This is a genomic window from Phycobacter sedimenti (assembly GCF_038148855.1).
GTDB lineage: Bacteria > Pseudomonadota > Alphaproteobacteria > Rhodobacterales > Rhodobacteraceae > Phycobacter > Phycobacter sedimenti.
Map to the genome: position 1 here is coordinate 224944 of NZ_JBBVGR010000006.1, position 22588 is coordinate 247531.

Annotated in this window: 26 protein-coding genes; 14 read left to right on the forward strand and 12 right to left on the reverse strand. The window is 63.2% G+C overall.

The features are described 5' to 3' along the window. Window positions 1-3: 3 nt before the first annotated feature. The 4 genes from AADA15_RS12525 to AADA15_RS12540 form a co-directional block, all read right to left on the reverse strand. Window positions 4-348, reverse strand: a complete 345-nt coding sequence (locus tag AADA15_RS12525) for a DUF2794 domain-containing protein (RefSeq protein ID WP_341641892.1) — start codon at window positions 346-348, stop codon at window positions 4-6. A 32-nt stretch (window positions 349-380) separates the two neighbouring features. Then, window positions 381-848: a YqfO family protein gene (locus tag AADA15_RS12530; protein WP_341641893.1), complete on the reverse strand. Its 468-nt coding sequence runs from the start codon at window positions 846-848 to the stop codon at window positions 381-383. After that, a complete protein-coding gene (locus tag AADA15_RS12535) occupies window positions 841-1575 on the reverse strand; it encodes an ArsR/SmtB family transcription factor (RefSeq protein WP_341641894.1) in 735 nt (244 codons plus the stop codon). Before AADA15_RS12535 ends, AADA15_RS12530 begins: the two co-directional genes overlap by 8 nt. Before the next feature lie 88 nt (window positions 1576-1663). After that, the gene (locus AADA15_RS12540; protein ID WP_341641895.1) at window positions 1664-3367 is read right to left on the reverse strand and encodes a Y-family DNA polymerase; all 1704 of its coding nucleotides are present in this window, start codon (window positions 3365-3367) and stop codon (window positions 1664-1666) included. A 136-nt stretch (window positions 3368-3503) separates the two neighbouring features. Here AADA15_RS12540 and AADA15_RS12545 point away from each other — a divergent pair, with 136 nt between their 5' ends. Further along, window positions 3504-4001 (forward strand): c-type cytochrome, encoded by a 498-nt coding sequence (locus AADA15_RS12545; protein WP_341641896.1) that lies wholly within the window; start codon window positions 3504-3506, stop codon window positions 3999-4001. 41 nt (window positions 4002-4042) lie between these two features. Here the strand turns inward: AADA15_RS12545 and AADA15_RS12550 are convergent, their stop codons facing one another. Further along, window positions 4043-4660, reverse strand: a complete 618-nt coding sequence (locus AADA15_RS12550) for a TetR/AcrR family transcriptional regulator (RefSeq protein ID WP_341641897.1) — start codon at window positions 4658-4660, stop codon at window positions 4043-4045. Window positions 4661-4844: 184 nt separating this feature from the next. On the opposite strand from AADA15_RS12550, the gene mbfA reads away from it, so the two are divergent. From mbfA to AADA15_RS12565, 3 genes are all read left to right on the forward strand, one after another. Then, window positions 4845-5819 carry an iron exporter MbfA gene (gene mbfA / locus AADA15_RS12555; RefSeq protein ID WP_341641898.1) on the forward strand — a complete coding sequence of 325 codons (975 nt, stop codon included), beginning with the start codon at window positions 4845-4847 and terminating at the stop codon, window positions 5817-5819. Between the two features lie 132 nt (window positions 5820-5951). Next, window positions 5952-6524, forward strand: a complete 573-nt coding sequence (locus AADA15_RS12560; RefSeq protein WP_341641899.1) for a hypothetical protein — start codon at window positions 5952-5954, stop codon at window positions 6522-6524. Window positions 6525-6780: 256 nt separating this feature from the next. Continuing rightward, on the forward strand, window positions 6781-7704 hold the full coding sequence (locus AADA15_RS12565) for an AEC family transporter (protein WP_341641900.1): 924 nt from the start codon (window positions 6781-6783) through the stop codon (window positions 7702-7704). A 25-nt stretch (window positions 7705-7729) separates the two neighbouring features. On the opposite strand, the gene AADA15_RS12570 is transcribed toward AADA15_RS12565, so the two are convergent. Then, window positions 7730-8071, reverse strand: a complete 342-nt coding sequence (locus AADA15_RS12570; protein ID WP_341641901.1) for a cupin domain-containing protein — start codon at window positions 8069-8071, stop codon at window positions 7730-7732. A gap of 232 nt (window positions 8072-8303) precedes the next feature. Here AADA15_RS12570 and fghA point away from each other — a divergent pair, with 232 nt between their 5' ends. From fghA to AADA15_RS12600, 6 genes are all read left to right on the forward strand, one after another. After that, the gene (gene fghA, locus AADA15_RS12575) at window positions 8304-9137 is read left to right on the forward strand and encodes an S-formylglutathione hydrolase (RefSeq protein ID WP_341641902.1); all 834 of its coding nucleotides are present in this window, start codon (window positions 8304-8306) and stop codon (window positions 9135-9137) included. Between the two features lie 22 nt (window positions 9138-9159). After that, window positions 9160-10623, forward strand: coding sequence for a Si-specific NAD(P)(+) transhydrogenase (sthA, locus tag AADA15_RS12580; protein ID WP_341641903.1), 1464 nt, complete (start codon window positions 9160-9162; stop codon window positions 10621-10623). Next, window positions 10620-11075 (forward strand): YaiI/YqxD family protein, encoded by a 456-nt coding sequence (locus AADA15_RS12585; protein ID WP_341641904.1) that lies wholly within the window; start codon window positions 10620-10622, stop codon window positions 11073-11075. Before sthA ends, AADA15_RS12585 begins: the two co-directional genes overlap by 4 nt. Before the next feature lie 95 nt (window positions 11076-11170). Further along, window positions 11171-12133: a DMT family transporter gene (locus AADA15_RS12590; protein ID WP_341641905.1), complete on the forward strand. Its 963-nt coding sequence runs from the start codon at window positions 11171-11173 to the stop codon at window positions 12131-12133. A 24-nt stretch (window positions 12134-12157) separates the two neighbouring features. Then, window positions 12158-12778: an HAD family hydrolase gene (locus AADA15_RS12595; protein WP_341641906.1), complete on the forward strand. Its 621-nt coding sequence runs from the start codon at window positions 12158-12160 to the stop codon at window positions 12776-12778. Further along, window positions 12775-13692 carry an ornithine cyclodeaminase family protein gene (locus AADA15_RS12600; RefSeq protein WP_341641907.1) on the forward strand — a complete coding sequence of 306 codons (918 nt, stop codon included), beginning with the start codon at window positions 12775-12777 and terminating at the stop codon, window positions 13690-13692. The genes AADA15_RS12595 and AADA15_RS12600 overlap by 4 nt, the downstream gene beginning before the upstream one ends. A gap of 30 nt (window positions 13693-13722) precedes the next feature. On the opposite strand, the gene AADA15_RS12605 is transcribed toward AADA15_RS12600, so the two are convergent. The 3 genes from AADA15_RS12605 to AADA15_RS12615 form a co-directional block, all read right to left on the reverse strand. Next, window positions 13723-14304: a hemerythrin domain-containing protein gene (locus tag AADA15_RS12605; RefSeq protein WP_341641908.1), complete on the reverse strand. Its 582-nt coding sequence runs from the start codon at window positions 14302-14304 to the stop codon at window positions 13723-13725. A 106-nt stretch (window positions 14305-14410) separates the two neighbouring features. After that, a complete protein-coding gene (locus AADA15_RS12610) occupies window positions 14411-15649 on the reverse strand; it encodes an MFS transporter (protein WP_341641909.1) in 1239 nt (412 codons plus the stop codon). Window positions 15650-15778: 129 nt separating this feature from the next. Continuing rightward, window positions 15779-16381 (reverse strand): TetR/AcrR family transcriptional regulator, encoded by a 603-nt coding sequence (locus AADA15_RS12615; RefSeq protein WP_341641910.1) that lies wholly within the window; start codon window positions 16379-16381, stop codon window positions 15779-15781. Between the two features lie 158 nt (window positions 16382-16539). On the opposite strand from AADA15_RS12615, the gene AADA15_RS12620 reads away from it, so the two are divergent. The 4 genes from AADA15_RS12620 (at window position 16540) to AADA15_RS12635 (ending at window position 19193) form a co-directional block, all read left to right on the forward strand. Further along, entirely contained in the window at window positions 16540-17103 is a 564-nt protein-coding gene (locus AADA15_RS12620; RefSeq protein ID WP_341641911.1) for a carboxymuconolactone decarboxylase family protein, read from the forward strand. Window positions 17104-17252: 149 nt separating this feature from the next. Next, window positions 17253-18320, forward strand: coding sequence for a cell division protein ZapE (zapE, locus tag AADA15_RS12625; protein ID WP_341641912.1), 1068 nt, complete (start codon window positions 17253-17255; stop codon window positions 18318-18320). A gap of 48 nt (window positions 18321-18368) precedes the next feature. Further along, window positions 18369-18761 carry a hypothetical protein gene (locus AADA15_RS12630; RefSeq protein ID WP_341641913.1) on the forward strand — a complete coding sequence of 131 codons (393 nt, stop codon included), beginning with the start codon at window positions 18369-18371 and terminating at the stop codon, window positions 18759-18761. 6 nt (window positions 18762-18767) lie between these two features. After that, a complete protein-coding gene (locus AADA15_RS12635) occupies window positions 18768-19193 on the forward strand; it encodes a hypothetical protein (RefSeq protein ID WP_341641914.1) in 426 nt (141 codons plus the stop codon). 108 nt (window positions 19194-19301) lie between these two features. On the opposite strand, the gene AADA15_RS12640 is transcribed toward AADA15_RS12635, so the two are convergent. From AADA15_RS12640 to AADA15_RS12650, 3 genes are all read right to left on the reverse strand, one after another. Then, on the reverse strand, window positions 19302-20576 hold the full coding sequence (locus AADA15_RS12640; RefSeq protein WP_341641915.1) for a bifunctional folylpolyglutamate synthase/dihydrofolate synthase: 1275 nt from the start codon (window positions 20574-20576) through the stop codon (window positions 19302-19304). Window positions 20577-20677: 101 nt separating this feature from the next. Continuing rightward, complete coding sequence (gene accD, locus AADA15_RS12645) at window positions 20678-21637, reverse strand: acetyl-CoA carboxylase, carboxyltransferase subunit beta (RefSeq protein ID WP_341641916.1); 960 nt, start codon at window positions 21635-21637, stop codon at window positions 20678-20680. A gap of 60 nt (window positions 21638-21697) precedes the next feature. Continuing rightward, the gene (locus AADA15_RS12650) at window positions 21698-22588 is read right to left on the reverse strand and encodes a CPBP family intramembrane glutamic endopeptidase (protein ID WP_341641917.1); all 891 of its coding nucleotides are present in this window, start codon (window positions 22586-22588) and stop codon (window positions 21698-21700) included.

Consider the following 22588-nt stretch of genomic DNA (forward strand, 5'->3'; position numbering starts at 1 on the left):
GCGTCACTCTACCGCGCGGATCAGCTTGCGTTCCAGCACCCGCAGCACCGTTTTCAGATCGTGCCCGCGTTTCAGGATCTGCCCGTCCATGCCGACCACCGAATACTGCCCCTGCCGGTTGCGCAGCTTTGGGTGTTTTTCGATGCGGTAGAGCGGATGTTCGGCGGTCCGGCGAAAGACCGAGAAAACCGCCAGATCCCGCAGCGCGGAAATCCCGTAATCCCGCCATTCCCCTGCGGCCACCATGCGGCCGTAGAGGGACAGGATCACCGACAGTTCCTTGCGATCAAAGGAGACCTGTTCGGGGATACCGGAGCCGGGGAAGGACGCGCTGTGCTGGAATGTCATGGGGCCAAGGTTCGCGCCAAACCGCGTCCGAATCAAGCGGTTTTGCCGCCAGAACCTGCGGTGGCACGATGAATGTCGGGCACCCAGTCGGCAGCGGGCCGGTTCCAGAAGCGATTGGGATTGTCCTCGTCCACCCCCCGGATGTGCAGGCTGCGGATCGCCGGGATCATCTGGATCACCGGTTCCTCATAGGGGTGGCTGTCATAGATCGCCCGCAAAACGGGATCGAGATCTGCTCCGCTGGCGCCCACAAAGACCTGCAATTCGACGCAAGGCACCTCCACCGCCGTGTCGCTCGCCCGGTTGCGCCCGCCAGCGCAAGAGCGGAACTGCTGCACGCCCGGGGCTGTCCAATAGGCCACCTGGTCGTAATCGCCCCAGGGCAGAGAAGTGACTGACAGGATCGCTGTCAGAACCCTGTCGGCCTCGGCCTCGGGGACCTGGACCAGCAGCCGGGTTCCGGTCTGGGTGGTGTATCGGGAGGATGATGTTTCAGGCATGGTTCTGCTCCTGTGTGACCTGCGATATCTCCAGCCCGAGGAGCTGCTCCAGCGCCCTGCGCCCCGGTGCGGTCAGGATCAGGCCCCGTTTGTGCTGGCGGCGCTGCATCCAGCCGCGCTCCAGCGCGTGGGTGAGAAGCTGCCGCCCCAGTGGCCCCGCCACGTGCAGGCGCCGCTCGGTCCAGTCCAGGCAGGGGCGGGCAAAGGGCTGCCGGGGTGATGTCCTTGCATCGGGCAGGCACACGCCCAGCGGCTGCCACAGACCGGAGGGAACCGCATGGAACCCGCCGTCGCGCTCGACCAGCATGCCTTTTTGAACAAAGACCTCGGCCATCGCCACCGCCAGGGGACCGGCCAGATGATCATAACAGCTGCGCACCTCGGCCAGTCCGCCCGCCTTGCGGCGCTGCGCCAGATAGAGGCTGTCCATAGGGGCAATCGCGGCCAGCTGCTCCAGCGTCTGCGCCACCTCGGGGCCCGCAAGCCGGTGATAGACGCAGCGTCCGCGTTTATCGGCCACAACCAGTCCCGCTTCGCACAACAGGCGCAGATGTGCGGTGGCGGTCTGCGGCGTGACCCCGGCGGCAGAGGCGAGTTCCTTGTTTGTATAGGCACGCCCCTCCATCAGCTCACACAGCATGCGGGTGCGGCTGGCATCACCAATGGCCTGCCCGAGGATGTCAAAGCGCGGGGTGCGCGGCGATCCGTGCGGATGAGATACGGTCATGTCCCGATACTAGCCCCTGTCACCTGCGCCCAATAGGGCAAAGACTTCGGCGCAGAGCGAAGTGTGTCTCCCCGCAGCAGAAGCCCGCTCAGGCAAAACTGCCGTGGCAGAACCAGCCCCGCGACAGGGCCGCGCCATGGGCAAAGAACAGCCACAGCCGCGCGCCGCAGGCGGTGACCACCACCCAGTAATCGCGTACCCCGCTGCGCCAGTTCGGATCCTCCAGCCACCATTCCGGGGCGATCCGCTCGGGGCCTTCGGCCTCGGCCAGCTGCCAGTCACGGCCGCGCCAGCGGAACCGCTCGGGCACGCTGGGCACATCCGGCGCCATCACCAGCTCGGGCCGCCACATCAACAGGGGGCGCGGATGCGGCGCGGGTGGCCAGTCCTGCGCCGGTTCGGACCAGGCCGCCGCCAGCACCTTTGCCGTCTTTTCCGGGATATGAGTGTCGACCGGATGAGACCGGGTGATCGCCTCAAGCCCGATACGGGCCCCGATACGCCCGATCAGGTCTTCCAGGATCACGCTGTGCCCGCCCGCCTGCCGGGTCCGGGCGGCGGCAGTGGCTTCCAGATGACCGGCCTGGGTGCGGGCATGGATCGGCTCGACCTGAAGCGCCTCAAGGCGCAGCATCTCGATGCCGAAACCGGCGTCGATCTCTTCCAGCTTCATCTCCAGAAGCGGGCGGATGCGTTCCGCATCGCGGCTGGCCCGCGCCAACCCCACGGTAACGATCTGGGCCGCCTGATCCACCCGGTGCGCCTCAAGCCGCAACAGCCGTGCGCCCTTGCCACGCTCCTGCAGCCGCGCGCACAGGCGGGGCAGCATCCGGTCGATGCCCGCCAGCAGATCCTCGACCAGCCCGATCGGATCCGGCAGGGTCAGGCGCACCGCAAAATGTTCGACCGCGCGGGCCGGAGAGACCGGCTCGGGCGTGCTGCCCATGGCCTGATCCAGACGCAGCACCAGCCCCCGCCCGAACCGCCGCGCAAGGCTGGCGCGGGGCTGATCCAGAAGGTCGCCGATCTGTCGCAGACCAAGGCGGCCCAACTGTGCCACGGTGCTGGCCTCAAGCCGCAGCGCCGCAATCGGCAGGGGCGCCAAGGCCTCGCGCGCCTGCCCCGGCGGAGCAATCCTGTTCGGCATTCCTGCGACCGGGGCAGGCTGCGGCGCCGCCCCTCCCCGTGTCCAGTGCCTGCGCCCCGCCTTGCCCTTTTGCTGGAGACGCGCGGGGTTGCGGGCCGCGCGGGCACGGGTGGCGCGGGCCTCCTGATCGATGGCATCGCCCGAGCGATCCGGCGGCAGCCCTGCCTCCTGCCCGGCATAGCGCGCCAGCGCCCAGGCCGCGCCCAATGTATCGGCCAGCCCCATCCGCACGGTGAGCCCCATCCGCGCGCAATCTTCTTCGATCCGCTGCAAAAGCGCCTCTTCCCCGCCGAAGAGATGCGCCGCCCCCGTCATGTCGAGGTTGATGCTGTCAGCCCCCTCGGGCGCGACCCAGGGGCTGAACTTTCCGGCCCAGCGCCCCAGCGCCTCGAGGAAGGCCCCCTCAGCAGGGACATTGCGCCTGCGGGTCAGCAGGGCGCCGCAGATGGCATGGGCATCGCGCAGGGGCTGGCCGACAAAAAGCCCCTCCTCTTCGGCCTCGGCATTTAACGCAGAAATAACCTGTGTGTTGGAAAGTTCCTCCACAATGGCCAAAGGTCCGGCAAGACTGCCCTGCTCTGCCCGCATCACCCGCTCTGCGCCAAGGCGCGGAAACCAAAGCGACAGTATGCGGCGATGAGGCATGGCACGATCCGGATCAAAAGTTTGAAAATTTCAGGAAACCAGCAGACAGCACCACTGATGTTCTACATTTGTTCCAAATATTCGATTCGGTCAATCCTCTCTCCTGAGATGAGAACCCCATGAAGGAAGCGCACTCATGAGCTCGCACCGCACTGTCCTGACGCACCGCCGCGCATTGCGCAGCCTGCCCGCGCTTTTGGTCCTCATTCTGGCCCTTGTGGGCGCCCAGCTGGATGCCGCCGCGCCGATCACCGACAAACATGTCAAACGGCGGGTTGAGCTGATGACCGGTCAGAAGGCAGCCATCACGACCCTGGCCGATATGATGGCCGGCCGCATGGTGTTCAATGCAGCCAAAGCCAAAGCCGCCCGGCGCAGCCTGATCAAGAGCACCGGGGACATTCGCAAGCGGTTCAGAAAGCCGCGCATGGACCCGAACTCTCATGCGCGTCCGCTGGTCTGGCAGCAGTGGGAAGATTTCGAAATGCGGGCCGAGCGGGCCGAGGACGCCGCCAAGCAGATCAGTGCCAACACGCTCAACGGTCTGCTGCGTACGGTGCCGAACATGGTTCAGGCCTGCCTCAGCTGCCATGAAACCTATCGCGACACACCCAACGATTTCGTCACGCATTGATGCTGCATGGCCAACTCCAAAAGCCCTGAAGGTGAGCAGCCTCAGTTGCCGTAGCGCGCAAGAAACATATCCACGGCGCCGGTCACGATGCGCTCGCGCTCCTCAGGCGTGAACCCCGTATCGATGTTGAAGACAAGGCGCGGAACCAGATCGGCGCGGCACAGCTCGGCGAACTGATCCGCAGCCAGATCGAAATCCTCGATCTGCAGCTCTCCACGCGCGACCGCACCTTGCAGATAGTCGCGCAGCCGGGCCCGCACCACCATCGGTCCGCTTTCATAGAACTGACGGCCCAGATCCGGGAAGCGATCCGCCTCGGCCACGCAGATGCGGAACATGCGCAGACCGAATTCCGACAGGCTGACCGACAGGATATGCCGACCGGCAGCGGTCAGAACATCGCGCGGCGTGCAGCAGGCGCCGGAAAGGTCCATCGGCGCATCCGCCTGCCGGGCGCATTCATGACGAGCCACCTCCATGAACAACAGCCGCTTGTCCGGGAAGTAACTGTAAAGCGTCGCCTTCGAGACCCCCGCCGCGCGGGCGATATCGTCAACACTCGCCCCTTCGAAACCATCGGCCATGAACACTTCGCGCGCACCCTTCAGGACCTGGTCGAACTTGCGTCCTGTCCTCAGAATGCTGGCTTGCTCGTTCATGATCCGACCTCATGGCGCTCGCGGGATGACTGTACCTGCGACCGGGCCACTCTAGCCCAGTCACCTCCGTCTCAACAACTGTGTTCCGCGCATGCCCTGCCTGCGTGAAGCTGTATCGGCATTCCCCCTTGCACTTTTGGATGATACGCATACTCTGTTTAGAACAGTTCTAAAAGGATAACACATGCGCTTTCTCCCCCAGCGAAAACGGTTCTCCGACCTCACCAGTCAAGAGATCCTGGCCCTGGCAATTTCCTCGGAAGAGGATGATGCGCGCATCTATCGCGGCTACGCGGCGCGGCTGCGGGAGGATTTTCCGGCCTCGGCCGCCATGTTCGACGGGATGGCCACTGAGGAGGACGAGCACCGCGCCCGGCTGATTGCCCTGCACGAAAAACGATTTGGTCCGGCCATCCCGCTGATCCGGCGTGAACATGTGGCCGGATACTATAACCGCCGCCCGGTCTGGCTGATGGAGAACCTGAGCCTGGATCGTATCCGCGACGAGGCCAAGGCGATGGAGGCCGATGCAGAGCGTTTCTATCTGGCCGCCGCCGCCCGCACGGAAGACGCCGAAACACGCAAGCTGCTGGGTGATCTGGCCGCCGCCGAGGCCGGCCACCACGACACGGCCGCGGAACTGGAGGAGGCACATCTGACGGGCGATGCCCGGTCCGAGGAAGACCGCACCGCCCATCGCCAGTTCGTGCTGACCTGGGTGCAACCGGGGCTGGCAGGGCTGATGGACGGCTCTGTGTCGACGCTGGCGCCGATCTTTGCCACGGCCTTTGCCACGCAGGACACCTGGACCACCTTCCTTGTGGGGGTGGCGGCCTCGGTCGGGGCGGGAATCTCGATGGGCTTTACCGAGGCGGCCTCGGACGACGGGGAACTCTCTGGGCGCGGATCGCCGATGAAACGCGGCGTGGCTTCGGGAGTGATGACCACGGTGGGCGGGCTGGGCCATGCGCTGCCTTACCTGATCCCGGAGTTCTGGACAGCGACGACGATCGCTTTCATCATCGTCTTTATCGAACTGTGGGCAATTGCCTGGATCCAGAACAAATACATGGAAACCCCATTCTGGCGCGCCACGCTGCAGGTGGTCCTGGGCGGCGCGCTGGTGCTGGGCGCCGGCGCACTGATCGGCAGCGGCTGATCTTCCAAAGCAGCGAGGCAAGCCCTCCCGCCCGTCGGCGGCGGTTCAAGGAACCACCCCCTCCCGTTGGGCGTGGCGCCGCGCTGATGCGCGGCGGGCGCCCAGCAATGCAAGCTATCAACCGGACTGCCGATGAGATCCTCAACAAAGTTCAGGGGCAGCAGAATTTACGCAATACACACCTCTCGGTGGGACACTGCGCCTGTAACCAGAAAGGAGCAGGCCAAGATGATTTCCCCCCAACAGAATGTCGGGCAATCCGCAGCGGCGGCCAAAAGCCTCACGGCACAGCAGGCGACGCAAGCCAGAACGATTACCTCACAACGGGAATATGCGACAGCCGGTCCGTCCAAGGCACGCGCGCTTTATGACAGCATGCGCCATCTCAGCCGACAAGACGCACTCCATGCCCTGTTCGCAATGTCAGAAGCCGAAAACATACCCATAGACGGCAGCGACTACGAAGCATTCAGCGCCGTCATAAAGCTGGTCGGCACCGAAGGCGAAATGGAAAACCGCAAAAAGGAAGCGCGGATCGCCAGCAACCTGCTTTTCGAACTTCTGGAAGAACTCCCCACAGCAACCGGTGAGCGTTTGGCGCTTCTTCGCCCAGAAATCCTGACCCTCGGCAGCTATGCAGATCAGGCGCAGCAAAGGGTTGAGCAGCTCAAAGCACAGGCATCTCAAATGCTTGCAGACCTTTAGCGGAAAACCCTTCCGGCCATTTGCCAAAAGGGGACCTCCATCAGGCACGCTGCCATCCTCACCTAAGTGCGGAAATGGTCCTGTTGTAAGATCCACCGTCGTCCAGAATGCCCGCCGCGCGCCAGCGCGGCCCGGCCCAACGGGAGCCCTGCATGTATGATGCAGAGGCGACGGGCGGGAGTGCCACGCCTCTGCATCATACAGCCCCTGCCAAACAGGCTTTTCGTTTTGGTAAAATCAGGTTACCAATCCTGCAATGGTTGACATATTCTTCAGAACCCTGCCCTTCTTTGCGATCATCGGCCTTGGCTACTGGGCCGGGCGCACGCGGTTCTTTACGGATGAGGCGACGGCCTATCTCACCAAGTTCGTCTTTTTCTTCCCGCTCTCGGCGATGATCTTCCGCTTTGCGGCGAACCTCTCCTTTGCCGAGGTTTTCGACCCGGACCTGATCCTCGGCTACCTAGCGGGCACTCTCGCGGTCTACCTTGTGGCCACGGCGGTCGCGGCGCTCAGAGGTCTGGACATGCCCACCGCAGCCGTCGAGGCGCAATGCGCCGCCATCGGCAACGTGGGCTTCCTCGGCCTGCCAATGATGGCGATCCTGTTCGGAGAAGCCTCGATCGGGCCGATGATGGTGGTGCTGAGCGTTGACCTTGTGGTCTTTTCCTCGCTCATCGTTATCCTGATCAATGCGGGGCGTGGCTCGGGGCTGGGATTGCAAACTCTGAAACTGGTGGCGCTCGGCCTGCTGCGCAACCCGATGATCGTGGCCATCGTGGCGGGGCTTGCCTGGTCAGCCTCGACCCAGCCGATCCCGGCGCCGGTCAATGACTTTCTGTCGATCCTCGGCGGCGCGGCAACACCCGGTGCGCTTTTTGCCATCGGAGCGTCGCTGGCCTCCAAATCCGCCGAACGCGTCGAGGTGGCCGCCTGGCTCAGCTTTGCCAAGCTGGTGCTGCACCCGGTGTTTGTCGCCATTGGCGTGCTGTGGCTGGTACCGGTCGCCAGCTTCCCGGCCTCGGTCGCGATTGCGGCGGCCTCCCTTCCGGTGGCGGGCAACGTCTATATGCTCGCCCAGCATTACGGTATCGCCCCGCAACGCGCCTCGGCCGCGATCCTGATCTCCACCGCGGTCTCGATCCTGACGGTGCCGCTGGCCATCGCCTGGGTTTCCTGACCCGCACGACCGCCTGAAAACCCACCTAAAGCCGGATCACATAGTCCTTGCGGGTGGTCTCGATCACCTCCCAGGTGCCGGAAAAGCCGGGCCGCAGGATAAAGCTGTCGCCCGCCGCAAGCGGATATTCCGTGCCATCGTCCGATGTGATCACCGAGCGCCCCTCCAATATCCGGCAGTATTCCCATTCGTCGTAGGAAATCCGCCACTTGCCCGGCGTCGACTGCCAGATCCCGCAGTAGAGGCCATCCACCTCTTCGGCGTTCCAGGTGGTAAAGACGGGATCGCCCGCGATGACCTTTGCCGGGTCGGGGCGTTCGATCTCGGCTTCGGCGGCCTCGGGGGTCAGTCTTTGGAACGTGTTCATCGGGTGTCCTTCGCTGCATGTCGTGGTGCAACCTGTCCCCCGTTTCGCAGGCCAAGTCTACCCCCGCCCCCCGTCACAGCGCAGCGCGGCCTCAAAGATCGCTCGCATCGCGCCCGTATTTGCCATTTCTCAAACCTTCTGGCGCAAAAAGGCTGCGACAGGGCGCCGCAACACTGGACCCCGCCCCTGCCGAAGGGTAGCTGATAGGCCAACCACAAAAGGGAGCCTCACCATGGAAACCGTTTCGGAAAACACATGCTTTGGCGGCGTGCAGGGCGTCTACCGGCACAAGAGCAGCGCAACCAAATGCGAGATGACCTTTGGTCTGTTCCTGCCCGAAGAGGCCAAGGACGGCCCGGTGCCGCTTTTGTGGTTCCTGTCGGGCCTGACCTGCACTCATGAAAACGCCATGACCAAGGCCGGTGCCCAGGCTTGGTGCGCCGAGCAAGGCATCGCCATCGTCTTTCCCGACACCTCACCGCGCGGCGACGATGTGGCCGACGATGAAAACTACGACCTGGGCAAGGGCGCAGGGTTCTACGTGAACGCCACCCAGGCGCCTTGGGCGCCTCACTATCAGATGTGGGACTATATCGCCGAAGAGCTGCCCGCCTTTCTGGGGGAGAATTTCGCCGTCGATCTGGAGCGGCAGGCGATCTGCGGTCACTCCATGGGCGGGCATGGCGCGCTGACGCTGGCAATGAACCTGCCGGGGCGGTTCCGCTCCGTGTCGGCCTTTGCGCCGATCTGCAACCCCACGGCCAGCGACTGGGGCCGCAAGCAGCTGACCGCCTACCTGGGCGCGGATGAGTCCACCTGGGCCAAGCATGACGCCACCCTGATGATGCGCGAAAAGGGCTTTGACGGCCCCATCCTGGTGGACACCGGCACCTCGGACCAGTTCATCGACCTTCTGCGCCCCGAGGCGCTGGCACAGGCCGTGAACGAACGTCGCCAACAGGCCACCCTGCGCCTGCAGCCGGGATACGACCACAGCTATTTCTTCATCTCCACCTTCATGGAGGATCACGTCGCCTTCCACGCCGAGGCGCTCTACCGCGACTGATCCCGCGAAAGGACGACAGACCATGAGCCAGTACGATTACGATCTCGTCATCATCGGATCCGGCCCCTCGGGGCGGACCGCCGCCATTCAGGCCGGCAAGCTCAAGCGGCGCGTGCTGGTGATCGACCGCAAGGACCGGCTGGGCGGCGTTTCGGTCCATACCGGGACCGTGCCGTCGAAGACCCTGCGGGAAACGGTGCTGAACCTCACCGGCTGGCGCGAGCGCAGTTTTTATGGCCGCGCCTACCGGGTGAAGGACCAGATTGACGCCGAAGATCTGAAGGCGCGCCTGCATATGACGCTCGATCACGAGGTCGATGTGCTGGAGCATCAGTTCAACCGAAACCATGTGGAATGGCTGGCAGGGCTGGCGCGCTTCACCGGCCCGAACGAGGTGGAGGTCGCGACCGAGGCCGGCGATACGACGCGCGTGACCGGCGAAAAGTTCCTGATCGCCACCGGTACCCGCACCTATCGTCCCGATGATGTCCCCTTCAACGGCAAGACAATTGTCGATGGCGATGAGTTTCTCGAGATGGAAGAGATCCCCCGCTCCCTGATCGTGGTCGGCGCCGGCGTCATCGGCGTTGAATATGCCACCATGTTCTCGGCGCTGGATGTGCGCGTCACCCTGATCGAGCCGCGCGACAGCTTCCTCGATTTCATCGACCGCACCATCATTCAGGATTTCACCCATCAGATCCGCGAAAACGGCGTCGATCTGCGGCTTGGCTCGGCTATCGAAAAGATCGAAGACGAAGGCACCCATGTCGAGGTCAGCATGGCCAACGGTCGCCACGTGCGGGGCGAAATGCTGCTGTTCGCCGCCGGGCGCATGGGCAATACCGACAGTCTGAACCTCAAGGCCGTGGGGCTGGAGACCGACCACCGCGGCCGCATCAGCGTCGAACGCAAGACCTACCAGACGGCGGTTCCGCATGTCTATGCCACTGGCGATGTGATCGGGCATCCCTCGCTGGCCTCAACCTCGCTCCAGCAGGGGCGGGTCGCCGCCTGCCATGCGCTGGAAACCCCGACCGTGCCCGAAAGCCCCTGGTTCCCCTATGGCATCTACTCGGTTCCGGAAATCTCAACCTGCGGCATGTCCGAAGAGGAACTGCAGGAGCGTGGCGTGCCGTACGAGGTCGGCATCGCGCGCTTCCGCGAAACCTCGCGCGGGCATATCATGGGTCTGGAACACGGGATGCTGAAGATGCTGTTCAGCCTCAAGACCCGCCGGGTGCTGGGCGTGCAGATCGTCGGCGAAGGCGCGACCGAACTGATCCACATCGCCCAGGCGGTGCTGAACCTCAAAGGCACGGTGGAATACTTCGTCCAGAACACCTTCAACTATCCGACCCTGGCCGAAGCCTACAAGATCGCCGGTCTGGATGCCTTCAACCGGATGCCGATCCCGGAGGAGTTCAAGGTGAAGCACCGGGAGAAGAAATCCGGGAAATCAGAGCCTAAAAAGGCAAAGACGTGAGCGCACTCTACATCGACGCCGATGCTTGCCCGGTCAAGGCCGAGGCCGAGCGGGTCGCCACCCGGCACGGCATCAAGATGTTCGTGGTCTCTAACGGGGGCCTGCGCCCCTCGGCCAATCCTTTGGTGGAAACCGTGATCGTCGCCGAAGGGGCGGATGTGGCCGATATGTGGATCGCAGACCGCTGCGGGCCGGGTGATGTGGTCGTGACGGGCGACATCCCGCTGGCCGCCAAATGCATCGAGGCAGGCGCCCGCGTGCTGCGCCACAATGGCGAACGCTTCACCGAAGCCAATATCGGCCAGCAACTTGCCATGCGCGACCTGATGGCCGACCTGCGCGCCGCCAACCCCCTGGGCGCGGGCGGCAGCGGCAAAGGCTTCACCAAGGCGGACCGCTCGCGGTTTCTGGACAGTCTGGAACGGGAACTGCGCGCGGCCAAACGAGCCTAGTTTTTCCTTCACTGCCGATCTCGGATACTCTCAAATCGAGACTTGTTAAGGTCGCCCATCTGCGTCACTGATCGCACGAGTGTAGGAGGCAGGCCATGAGCCAGGAAATCAAAGTCAGCGTTCTGGGGCTGATGGCCGCATCGGGGTCGGCCATCTGTTTTTCCGTAATCGACGTGATCTTCAAGTTCCTCTCCGGTGACTACCCGCTGTATCAGGTGGTCATGGTGCGTTCGGTGGTGGCTCTGATCGTACTGGCGGCAGTGATCATCCCCTTGGAGGGCGGCTTTCACATCCTGCGCACCCGGCAGCCGAAACTGCACCTGATGCGCTGCTGCGCGGTGCTCTTTGCCAATCTGTGCTTTTTCACCGGCCTTGCGATCATGCCCATCGCCGAGGCGGTCGCCATCGCCTTTGCCACGCCCCTGATCGTCACTGCCCTGTCGGTCGTGGTGCTGAAAGAACGCGTCGGCCCCTGGCGCTGGGGCGCGGTGGCGGCAGGTTTCCTTGGCGTTCTGATCATCATGCGTCCCGGTCCCGGAAGTTTTCAGGCTGCCGCCCTCCTGCCCTTTTTGGGCGCCTGCGGCTATGCCACGCTGCATGTGCTGACCCGCCGTGCGGGCGGGGCCGAAAAAGCCTCCACCCTGTCTTTCTATCCCACCTTGGGCTTTCTGGTGGTCAGCGGACTGGTGGGGCTTTTCACGGGCGATGGCCGCTTTGCCACCGGCGACAGTGCCGCCGTCGATTTCATCCTGCGCGCCTGGGTCTGGCCCGCGCAGGGGGACTGGTGGCTGTTCGTCGGCGTTGGCCTTGCCGGATCCCTTGGCGGCTATCTGGTGAGCCAGGCCTACCGGCTGAACGAGGCGGGCCTTGCCGCGCCATTCGAATATGTCGCCATGCCGATGGCCGTCCTCTGGGGCGTTCTGGTGTTCGATGAATGGCCGGATGTGCCGGTCTGGGCCGGTTCGGCCTTGATCATTGGCGCCGGTCTTGTTTCAGTCTGGCGCGAAACCCGGCGCAGCCGCCCGATCCCCCGCCCGCGCCCGCGGTCGGCGGGGTGACGTAACCGAGCAGGGAAAGACCAGATGCCCATCGACGCCGTCGTTTTCGACATTGGCCGCGTGCTGATCGAATGGAATCCCGAAGGCTTTTTTGATTCCCGTATCGGGCCGGACCGGCGCAAGGCGCTGTTTGCCGAGGTGGACCTGCATGAAATGAACCTCGACATCGACCGGGGGCATGATTTTCGCGCCTCTGTTTACGGGCTGGCAGATCAACACCCGGATTGGGCCGAAGAGATCCGCCACTGGCACGACAGCTGGATCAAGATGGCCTCGCCCGAGATCCCCCATTCGGTGCGGCTGATGCGGGCCCTGCAAGCGCGCGGCACACCGGTCTTTGCGCTGACGAATTTCGGCGTCGGCACCTATGAGGTCGCCCGCAAGGCCTACCCGTTCTTCAATGAGTTCGACCAAGCCTTCGTTTCAGGCCATCTGCGTACCATCAAACCAGAGCCGGAAATCTACGCGCATCTGGAACGCGACACAGGCGTTGCACCCAATCGTCTGCTGTTCACCGATGGCCGCCCCGAAAACATCGACGCCGCCGCCGCGCGCGGCTGGCACACCCATCTTTTCACCACACCCGACACCTGGGCCAAGCGCCTGGTTGCAGAGGGGCTGTTGACCCCCAAGGAGGCCGCATGACCATCCCATCCATCGGATTTGCCGAAGGTGAAGCCCTTCTGGACTGGACCGAATTCACGCAGGCGCTGGCCAAGGGGCATGATCTGCCCAAGGCCGAGATCGGCGATACCTTCCTCTACCGCGACCCCGACACGCTGCTCAGCCGCTCGGCCTGGATTGACGGGCTGGGGCTGGCGGTAAAGACGGCGACGATCTTTCCGGGCAACCCAGCGGCGGGCAAACCGATGGTCAATGGCGGGGTCTGTCTTTATTCCGATCAGGACGGCACCCTGGATGCGCTGGTGGATTTCCACCTGGTGACCAAGTGGAAGACCGCCGGCGACAGCCTTTTGGGCGCAATGCGGCTCGCCAACCCCGAAAGCCGCGACATCCTGATCGTCGGCGCGGGCACCGTCGCCGGATCGCTGGTCGAGGCCTTTGGCGCCGCCTACCCCCGCGCCCAGATCCGGGTCTGGAACCGCACCCGGTCCAAGGCCGAGGACATGAAGGCCAGCTATCCGCAGATCGAGGTCGCCTCGGATCTGGAACCCGCCGTGCGCTCGGCGGACATCATCGTGACCTCCACCATGTCCTCGACCCCGGTGGTGAAGGGAGACTGGCTGAAACCCGGTCAGCACCTGAACCTCATCGGTGCCTACCGCCCCGACATGCGCGAGGCGGACGACGAGGCCTTGCGGCGCGCGCGCCTCTATTGCGACAGTTTCGACACCACGCTGGATCACATCGGCGAATTCAAGATCCCGCTGGCCGAGGGCGTTATCCAGCGTGGCGACGTGCTGGCGGATTTCTACGATCTGGACGCCTTCCCCGCCTATGACCCTGCCGCCATCACCCTGTTCAAGAACGGCGGCGGCGCCCATCTGGACCTGATGACCAGCCGCCACATCCTCGAAAAATGGCGGACGAAGGGCTGACCAGATGAACCGCACCCAAAGAGGCGTCCGTCAGATCGCGCCGAGGTAATACCCGATGGCCTCGGCCAGTTCCGTTTCCTCGTAGCCGAAATGGGAGCGCACGACCTCTTCCAGTTTTCGAAATATGGCGGCGGCCTCGTTGAAATTCGGCTCGCACGGGTCGTCCGCCAGAGCATCCGCTGCGCGGGCAAGGCGGAGGATCAACTCGTGAACCACCTCGTGTTCTGACCTCAGCTTGGCCACGATCGCGCGGAACTTTTCCCCGCCCGCGGCCTCGATCCGGGGGAACATGTCTCCGCTTTCGATGTCGTGGTGGAACTTGAGCACCTGGCATTCGCGCCCGCACAGCGATCCGAAGGCGCGAAAATTCTCGGCCATATCGAGGGACAGCACGATCCGCTGCAGATGTTCGGGCGCAGCATCACCCGCTTCGATCCGGGCAAGGACAGCAGCGATCTGCGCCATCTCCATCAGATAATGACGGTGAATGGCCGCCAGTTGTTGCCCCTGACGGCGGTGCATGTCTGTTGCCGCAGGCACCGGTGGCGCTTTGGGACGGGCAGCCTCATTGAGGCTGAGCTCATCCAGCGATTGGGTCGAAAGGTCAGTCATGCTGGACAAGAAAGGCCGAACTAACACCAAGTCAAGGACCTCTGCTGTCGGCGCAGGGCGAGCACCTCTCCTGGCAGACATCGCCTTGATAGATTTCAGGCAAGGATCACGCCGCCACACTGCCCAGGGGGCGTTCGCGCACCGGCAGATGGACGATGGCGCTGAAGGCTCCGACGGCGACGCCGATCCACCACACAAAGGTGTAATCGCCATAGGCGTCATACATCCGCCCGCCGAGCCACACGCCGAGGAAACTGCCCAGCTGGTGGCTGAAGAATACGATCCCGTAAAGCGTCCCCATATAGCGCAGCCCGTAGATATGCGCGACCAGACCCGAGGTCAGCGGCACCGTCGCAAGCCAGAGCGACCCCATGACGATGGAAAAGATGATGACTGTCGTGGGCGTGATCGGCACCATGATAAAGGCCGCCGCCGCAATGGTCCGCCCGGTGTAGATCGCCGCCAGGAGGTATTTCTTGGAATAGCGATTGCCCAAGTACCCCGCCAGGAGGGTGCCCCCCACATTGGCCGCCCCGATCAAGGAGATCGCAACCGCGCCCAGCGCCGAGGTCGAGGTGATCCCGATACTATAGAGCGCCCCGCCCGGCATGATCGGCCCGCACATCTCGGTGACAAAGGCCGGGAAATGCGCGGTCACAAAGGCCAGCTGATAGCCGCAGCTGAAAAACCCGAGGAAGATCAGCGTATAGGAGGGGTCCTTGAAAGCCTTGATCAGAATGGCCCCCATGCTTTCTTCCAGCTCTCCCTTGCTCGCCATTTCCGGCGCGCGCATCAGCGGCAGCGTCAAGATCAGTGCCAGAACGACGCCCGCAAAGACAAGGAACACCGTCTGCCAGGTGAGGAAGGTCAGCATCCACTCCGCCCAGGGCGCGCCGAATATCTGCCCGGCCGAGCCTGCCGCCGTGACAATCGCCAGCGACATCGAGCGGTTCTCGTCCGAGCTTGCCCGCCCCACAACCGCCAGCACCACGCCAAAGCCCGTGCCCGCGATGCCAAAGCCCACCAGCCAGGCATAGGCCTGATGCTCGATCGGTGTCGTTGACCCTGCGCTCAGCACCAGACCAGCGGCATAGACCAGCGCGCCGAGGATGATCGCCTTGCGATCCCCGATCTTCTCGGCCAGGGCGCCAAAGATCGGCTGCCCGATCCCCCAGGCGAGGTTCTGGATCGCAATGGCCAGTGAGAATTCCGTGCGCAGCCAGCCAAACTCGTCGGCGATGGGGATCTGGAACACCCCGAATGAGGCGCGCACCGCAAAGCTGACCATGATGATCACGCAGCCCACGATCAAGACGGGGGTAAACAGCGGCGCGGAACGGTCCATCGGCTCTCTCCTGATAAGACGGTGAACCTTCATGGAAATTTGCCGTCCGGTCAAATCAGGATTTTTGCGCACACCCTTAAGAAATTTTGATGTGAGGTGCCACGAACGGCCCGCAAGATACCGGGAAACCTAGGCCGGCCTCACACGCATAGCCTCGATTTTCTGCGCAAGCTCCTCGGCTGACACCGCCAGCTTCTCGCGGCTGATCCGCCGGGAGGCCTCAAACCCAAGGGCCGTCAGATCAGCTTGATACCGGCGCGCCAAATGATCTGCGTCCGCATTCCCGGGCAACTCCCCAAGCTGCTTTGCCTGCTCAAAGGCTGCAGCCATTTCAGCAATCATCTGATCGATGTACTGCCCTGCAAGTTCTCCCAGCTTGGCGTCCTGCTCAGTGGCACCAAGAAGCGTCTTGACCAGCATGCAGCTGCTGCGCTGCGGGTCATCCAGCGGCAGTCGGGCAAAGCGGCGCAGATATTCCGCCAGCCCCTGCAGCGGTGATTCCACCGCTTTGAGCGTAGATACAAACTCCGCGTGCTGTTTGCGGAAGTACCGCTCCAGCGTCAGGCCAAACAGCGTTTCCTTGCTGTTGAAGGCAGCATAGATGCTGCCCGGCTTCATGTTCAGCGCTACTTCGATGTCTTTCAACGATGTAGCGTAATACCCTTTTCGCCAGAAAAGGGTCAGCGCCGCGTCCAGTGCGGCATCACGGTCATATGGCTGCGCGCGTGGCATGACCCGATGAATACGCCAGATTTCCCGCTTTGTCTTGCCGCGAATGAACCACCTGCATGTCACATTTGAGCGATCACTCAATTTTCCCCATTGAGCAATCACTCAAATGCCACATATTGCCCAAACAAGACGAAACTTTGCCAACCACAGGATCCAAGATGCCCAAATTCACAATGCACGATGAAACCACCGCCCCCGAAGCCAGCCGGGAGCTTCTGAAAAACGCCCAAAAGGCCTATGGCGCCATTCCGGGTCTTTATGCCGTCATGGCCGAAGCCCCGGAACTTCTGAAATCCTACCATGCCGTGCATGCGCAATTCGTGGACTCAGGCTTCACCGCCGAGGAGCTCACCGTTGTCTGGCAGGCAATCAACGTTGAAAACGGCTGCGGCTACTGCGTGCCGGCCCACACTGCCATCGCCAAGAGCATGAATGTCGATGATGCCATCAGCAACGCCCTGCGCGACCAGACCCCGCTGCCCAACACCCGCCTTGAGGCTCTGCGCGACTTTACCCTGACACTGGTGCGGGACCGCGGTCATGTCTCTGAACAAGACATGCAGGCCTTTCTTGCGGCCGGCTTCAGCACCCGCAACATGCTGGGGGTCATTCTTGGCTATGCGCAGAAAGTGATGTCGAACTACACCAATCACCTGGCTCACACTCCGGTGGACAAGATGTTCCAGCCTTTTGAATGGCATCCCGCCCGGGCAGCCGAATAACCTGTGCGGCGGTTCCGGTTTTCTGCCTGCACCGCCAATCGCCGAAGCATTGCGAACACAACTGGCCGGGCCACTGCTGCCCGGCCTGCGACGGCATTATTCAACGCCTTAGCTTCCCATCCCCCGCGCCCCGCGCTATCCCTTTCCCCATGACCCAGGTTAGCGCGCTTTATCAGACCCGCAGCGAAGCAGGCCAGATCCGCCCGGATCCGGCGCAGCAGGCTGTTCTGCCGGAATTTGACCGTATCGCCGAGGGGCTGATGGCGCCGCCGGTGAAACGCGGCCTCTTCCGCAAGGCTGTGCGGGAAGACGTCAAAGGGCTCTACCTCTGGGGCGGGGTCGGGCGCGGCAAATCCATGCTGATGGATCTCTTTGTCGATAGCCTTGGCGATATCCCCGCGCGGCGGGTGCATTTCCACGCCTTCATGCAGGAGATCCACGCCAAGATGCACGAGGCGCGCCAGCAGGGCGTGCAGGATGCCCTGGCACCTGTGGCAAAGGAGGTCGCGGACTCGGTGCGCCTTCTCGCTTTTGACGAGATGCAGATCACCGATATCACCGATGCGATGATCGTCGGACGGCTGTTCGAGGCGCTCTTCGAGGCGGGCGTCACGGTCGTCACCACTTCGAACCGGGTGCCGGATGATCTCTATAAGAACGGCCTCAACCGTCAGTTGTTTTTGCCCTTCATCGACCTCATCAAGGAGAAGATGCAGGTCTGGGAGATGGTCAGCCCGGTGGATTACCGGCAGGATCGCCTCAAGGGCTCACCGGTCTATTTCTCACCGGTGAATGCCGAGTCCCGCGCCCAGATAAGGGCCATCTGGGAGGATCTCTCCGGCGGCGATGCCCAGCCCCTCACGCTTGAGGTGAAGGGCCGCGAGGTGGTGATGCCCGGTTTTCGCAACGGCGTCGCTCGGGCCACGTTTTATGACCTCTGCGGCAAGATGCTGGGACCAGGCGACTACCTCGCCATCGCCGAAGAGGTGAAGGTGCTGGTGCTCGAGGACATCCCCCGCCTGTCGCGCAGCAACTTCAACGAGGCCAAGCGTTTCGTCACCCTGATCGACGCGCTTTACGAGGCGCAGGTGCGGCTGATCTGCACCGCGGCGGCTGAGCCGGAATACCTCTATGTCGAAGGCGACGGCGCCTTCGAATTCGAACGCACCGCCTCCCGCCTGAGGGAGATGCAGGACAAGGACTGGGGTCAAAGTTGAAAACGCGGCACATCGGGTTTACTCTTTGTCCCAAAGGAGGGTCCGAAAATGCCCAACGATGCCGCCACAACAGCCCTGAATGGGCAACGCAACCTGCATGATGATCTGGTGGGTCAGGTCTGGCAGTCCGCGGTTTGGAACGGATTCTGCACCGCGGTGGCCTACGGCGCGTCGGTCTTTGCGTTCAGAGAGGCTCTACCCAGAGTGGACTATGGCAATCTGATCGCGCTTGGCGGTCTGGCCGTCGCCATTGTGGTCGTGATGACCTTTGTTGGCATACGCTTGCGACGCAACCGATTGGCCTCTGCTCTCGAAGGTCGGCTGTACGAGACCATCGCCCACATCGACCAACGCGATCCACAGGCAGCTGCCAAGGCGGCTAGCCTCGACCAGAAAGAGGTCATTCGGGCCGCACTCGCGCAAAGTGCCGAAAAGCCCTAGCGTCGGATGAAACCGCCCATTCTCAACACGGCAAGCCCGACCGACCTGGACGACGTGGTCGCGGCCTTGGTGAGGAACCCGGCGGACATCCTGGTTTGGACCGGTCTGGACAGGCACCCCCGCCCCGCCGACCAGACCCGGCCACGTTTCTGGGCCGATATCCTCTTGCAGGCAAGGCAGCATGAGTTGAGAAAGGCCCCGTCGGCTATCGAATACGCCCTGACCGGCGGTGGGTGGACCGCTACGGTTCTTGGCTTCGGCTTTCTCACCACGCCCCTTGGTGTCCCCGCACTCATATCCATGGCGCTCACGGCGATTGGGTCGGCCACGACCCTCTTTGGTGGCGTGCGGCTGGTCGGACAGGATATCAGATCGATGGAGCGACTGGCCGCCATCGAACAGGCCCGCGCCCTGCTGGACGACCATATTTAGAAGCGCTGTCGCGGCACCTCGGCCACGCCGCGTCAGCGGCGCCATGCCCAACGGGATGAGATCGCAAGATCGAAGCCGGGCGGGAGTACCCCGCCCTGCCCGTGTCGTTCAGCCGTTTTCGCGCAGGATATTGCCCGCCAGATAGAGCGATCCGCAGATCAGCGCCCGCGCCGCCGGATCTTCGGCAACGATCGCCTTCAGCGCCGATAGGGCATCCTCTGCGCGGCTCGCGTTGATACCCACGGATTGCGCAGCGGCCTCGGTCTCTTCGGCGCTCAGCGTAGCCGCCTCGCCGGGGATCGAGATCGCCGTCAGGCTTGCCACATGGGGTGCGAGCGGCGCCATGTAGCCCCTTACATCCTTGGTGTTCAGCATCCCGCAGATCAGATGTGTCGCCCGCTTTGGCAGCCCTGCCAGTACATCCGACAGGGCTGCACCCGCCGCCGCATTGTGCCCACCGTCAAGCCACAGCTCGGCGCTGCCTGCCGCCTCGACCAGCGGGCCGGTCTTCAGCCGCTGCATCCGCGCAGGCCATGTGGCGCCCGTCATGGCCGCTTCACAGGCCGCCTCATCCATCCCCAGATGCCGCAGGGCGGCCAAAGCGATCCCGGCGTTCTGCACCTGATGCGCCCCGATCAGCGCGGGCATCGGCAGATCCAAGAGGCCGGTTTCATCCTGAAAGATCAGACGCCCGCGTTCGGCGTAGACGTGCCAGTGCTGACCGTGGGCGATGAGTGGCGCGCCGTGGCGGGCGGCAACCTCTTCGATCACCTCCATCGCCTCCTCAGCCTGCGGTCCGACGACCACAGGCACACCGCGCTTGATGATCCCGGCCTTTTCGCCTGCGATCTTGGCGATCGTGTTGCCAAGGAACTGCTCGTGGTCGATCGACACCGGTGTGATCACCGAAAGGGCGGGTCTGGCGACCACATTGGTGGCATCCAGCCGACCGCCAAGCCCAACCTCCAGCAGCGTGTAATCGGCCGGGGTGCGGGCAAAGGCCAGAAGGGCCGCGCAGGTGGTGATCTCGAAATAGGTGATATTCTCACCGCCATTCGCCGAATAGCACTCGTCCAGAACTTCGGTCAGATGCGCCTCGGAAATCAGCTCCCCGGCCAGGCGGATGCGTTCATGAAAGCGCGCCAGATGCGGCGAGGTATAGGCATGAACGGACCTCCCCGCCCCTTCGAGCCCAGCGCGGATCATAGCCTGAGTCGATCCCTTGCCATTGGTGCCCGCGATATGAACGACCGGCGGCAGGCGGTCCTGCGGGTTATCCAGCGCCTCCAGAAGGCGCCAGACGCGGTCCAGCGTCAGATCGATGATCTTGGGATGCAAGGCCATCATGCGCTCGAGGATGGCATCGGAGGTCTCTTTGGTCATGGGTGGCTCCCGAACCGGGTCTGATTAAAAAGCCCGCCCGCCGGATCAGGCAGACGGGCAAAGAGCCGCACCCGTCACGGGTGCATGGTCTTTTGACAGGTCTACTTTGGCTTTGCCCCAGCGGCTGCGGCAGGTTTCGCGCCCTTTTCGACATCCGGTGCGGAAAGCTCCGCCGTTTCGGACGGGGCGGGCAGATCGCCCACAACCTGAGGCGGCAGGCCCATCAGCATGCGCAGGATGGTGATCAGCTCCTCGCGCAGCGCGGTGCGCGGGGTTACCCGGTCCAGCATGCCGTGATCCAAAAGGTATTCAGCGCGCTGGAAGCCGTCGGGCAGTTTCTCGCGGATGGTCTGCTCGATCACGCGCGGACCGGCAAAGCAGATCAAGGCGTTGGGCTCGGAGATATGCACATCCCCCAGCATCGCGTAGGATGCGGTCACACCCCCGGTGGTGGGATGGGTCAGAACCACGATGTAGGGCAGCCCGGCTTCCTTCAGCATCTGAACCGCGACGGTGGTGCGCGGCATCTGCATCAGCGACAGGATGCCTTCCTGCATGCGCGCGCCGCCCGCAGCCGAGAACAGGATCAGCGGACGCCCCAGCTTCACTGCCTCTTCGGCGGCGGCGATGATCGCATTGCCCACATACATCCCCATGGAGCCGCCCATGAAGGAGAAGTCCTGCGCCACAGCCACGATGGGCGTGCGGCCCATTTCACCGGCGGCGACCAGCATGGCTTCTTTCTCGCCAGTCTTTTTCTGCGCCGCCTTCATGCGGTCGGGGTATTTCTTCTGGTCGCGGAACTTCAGCGGGTCGGCCAGCGGTTCCGGTACGGCGACCTCGGTAAAGATCCCGCCATCGAACAGGGCGCTGAACCGGTCGCGCGGCGTGATGTGCATGTGATGGCCGCAGTTGGTGCAGACGTTCAGATTGTCCTTCAACTCGCGGTGAAACAGCATGGTGCCGCACTCGTCGCATTTGGTCCACAGGTTCTCCGGGACTTCACGGCGCGAGAAGATCGAGTTGATCCGCGGGCGGACGTAATTGGTGATCCAGTTCATATCATGCCTCTGTCAGGGCTGTTTGGCCCCTCAGATAAGGCCCATTGCGTTCAATTGCAATCAGCGCCGTATCGCAAGGCGCGCCGCCAGCCAGGTGACCAGCATCATGGCAAACTCCACCGCCAGCCAGGGGCGCAGGGCCTCGGCATCGGACATGTCGAAAGGGATCAGGTACAGAGCGAGCCCATACAGGCTGCTGGGCGAAGCAAAGAGTAAAAGCGCGCTGACATTGTTGAAGAAATGCACCGCTATGGCAGGTCCCAGCGTGCCGGACCGCGCGGTCAGATCCGCCATCAGGCATCCAAAGACCCCGGCCCAAAGCGCGATCAGAACCGCATTCTCCCCGGCCTCGCTTGGCATGTAGTGACCGAGTGCAAAAAAGGCCGATGGTGCCACAAGCCAGATCAGGGGGCTTTTGAACCGCGCCGCAAGGCCCTGCTGGATATAGCCACGAAAGAGAATCTCCTCGGCGCTTGTCTGGATCAGCACCACCAGCAAAGAGAACGGCAGCAAGGACAGCCATGTTTCGAACGGCAGGTTCGGCTGCATCGGTTCGCCCATTTCATAGGGTGGGAGCAGCGACAGAACGATGCCGAGGCCCAGCAGATACAGGCTCACCCGCAGGAACTGACGGATCAAGGGACGCGGCTGGCCGATGACCGACGTGAACGGCCGGTCCTGCAAAAGCCGCGCGCTGAGGGCGACCCCCAGCGTGATGAAGCCAAAACCGCCCAGCAGTACCAGCATCGCCCCCGGCGTGCTGCCGTCGGCCATCCCGCTCAGCCAGTTACCGGGAAAAAGCGCCGCCAGGATCGGCAAGACTACCGAAGAGAGCGCAAAGGCGATCAAGTAGACAAGGACGAGACCGATCCCAAGCCGCCAGAGCTGAGGCTTGGCCCGCGCAACGCGCACAAGCGCTTCATGGGCGGTGTAGTTCTGCCTCTCAAGCAT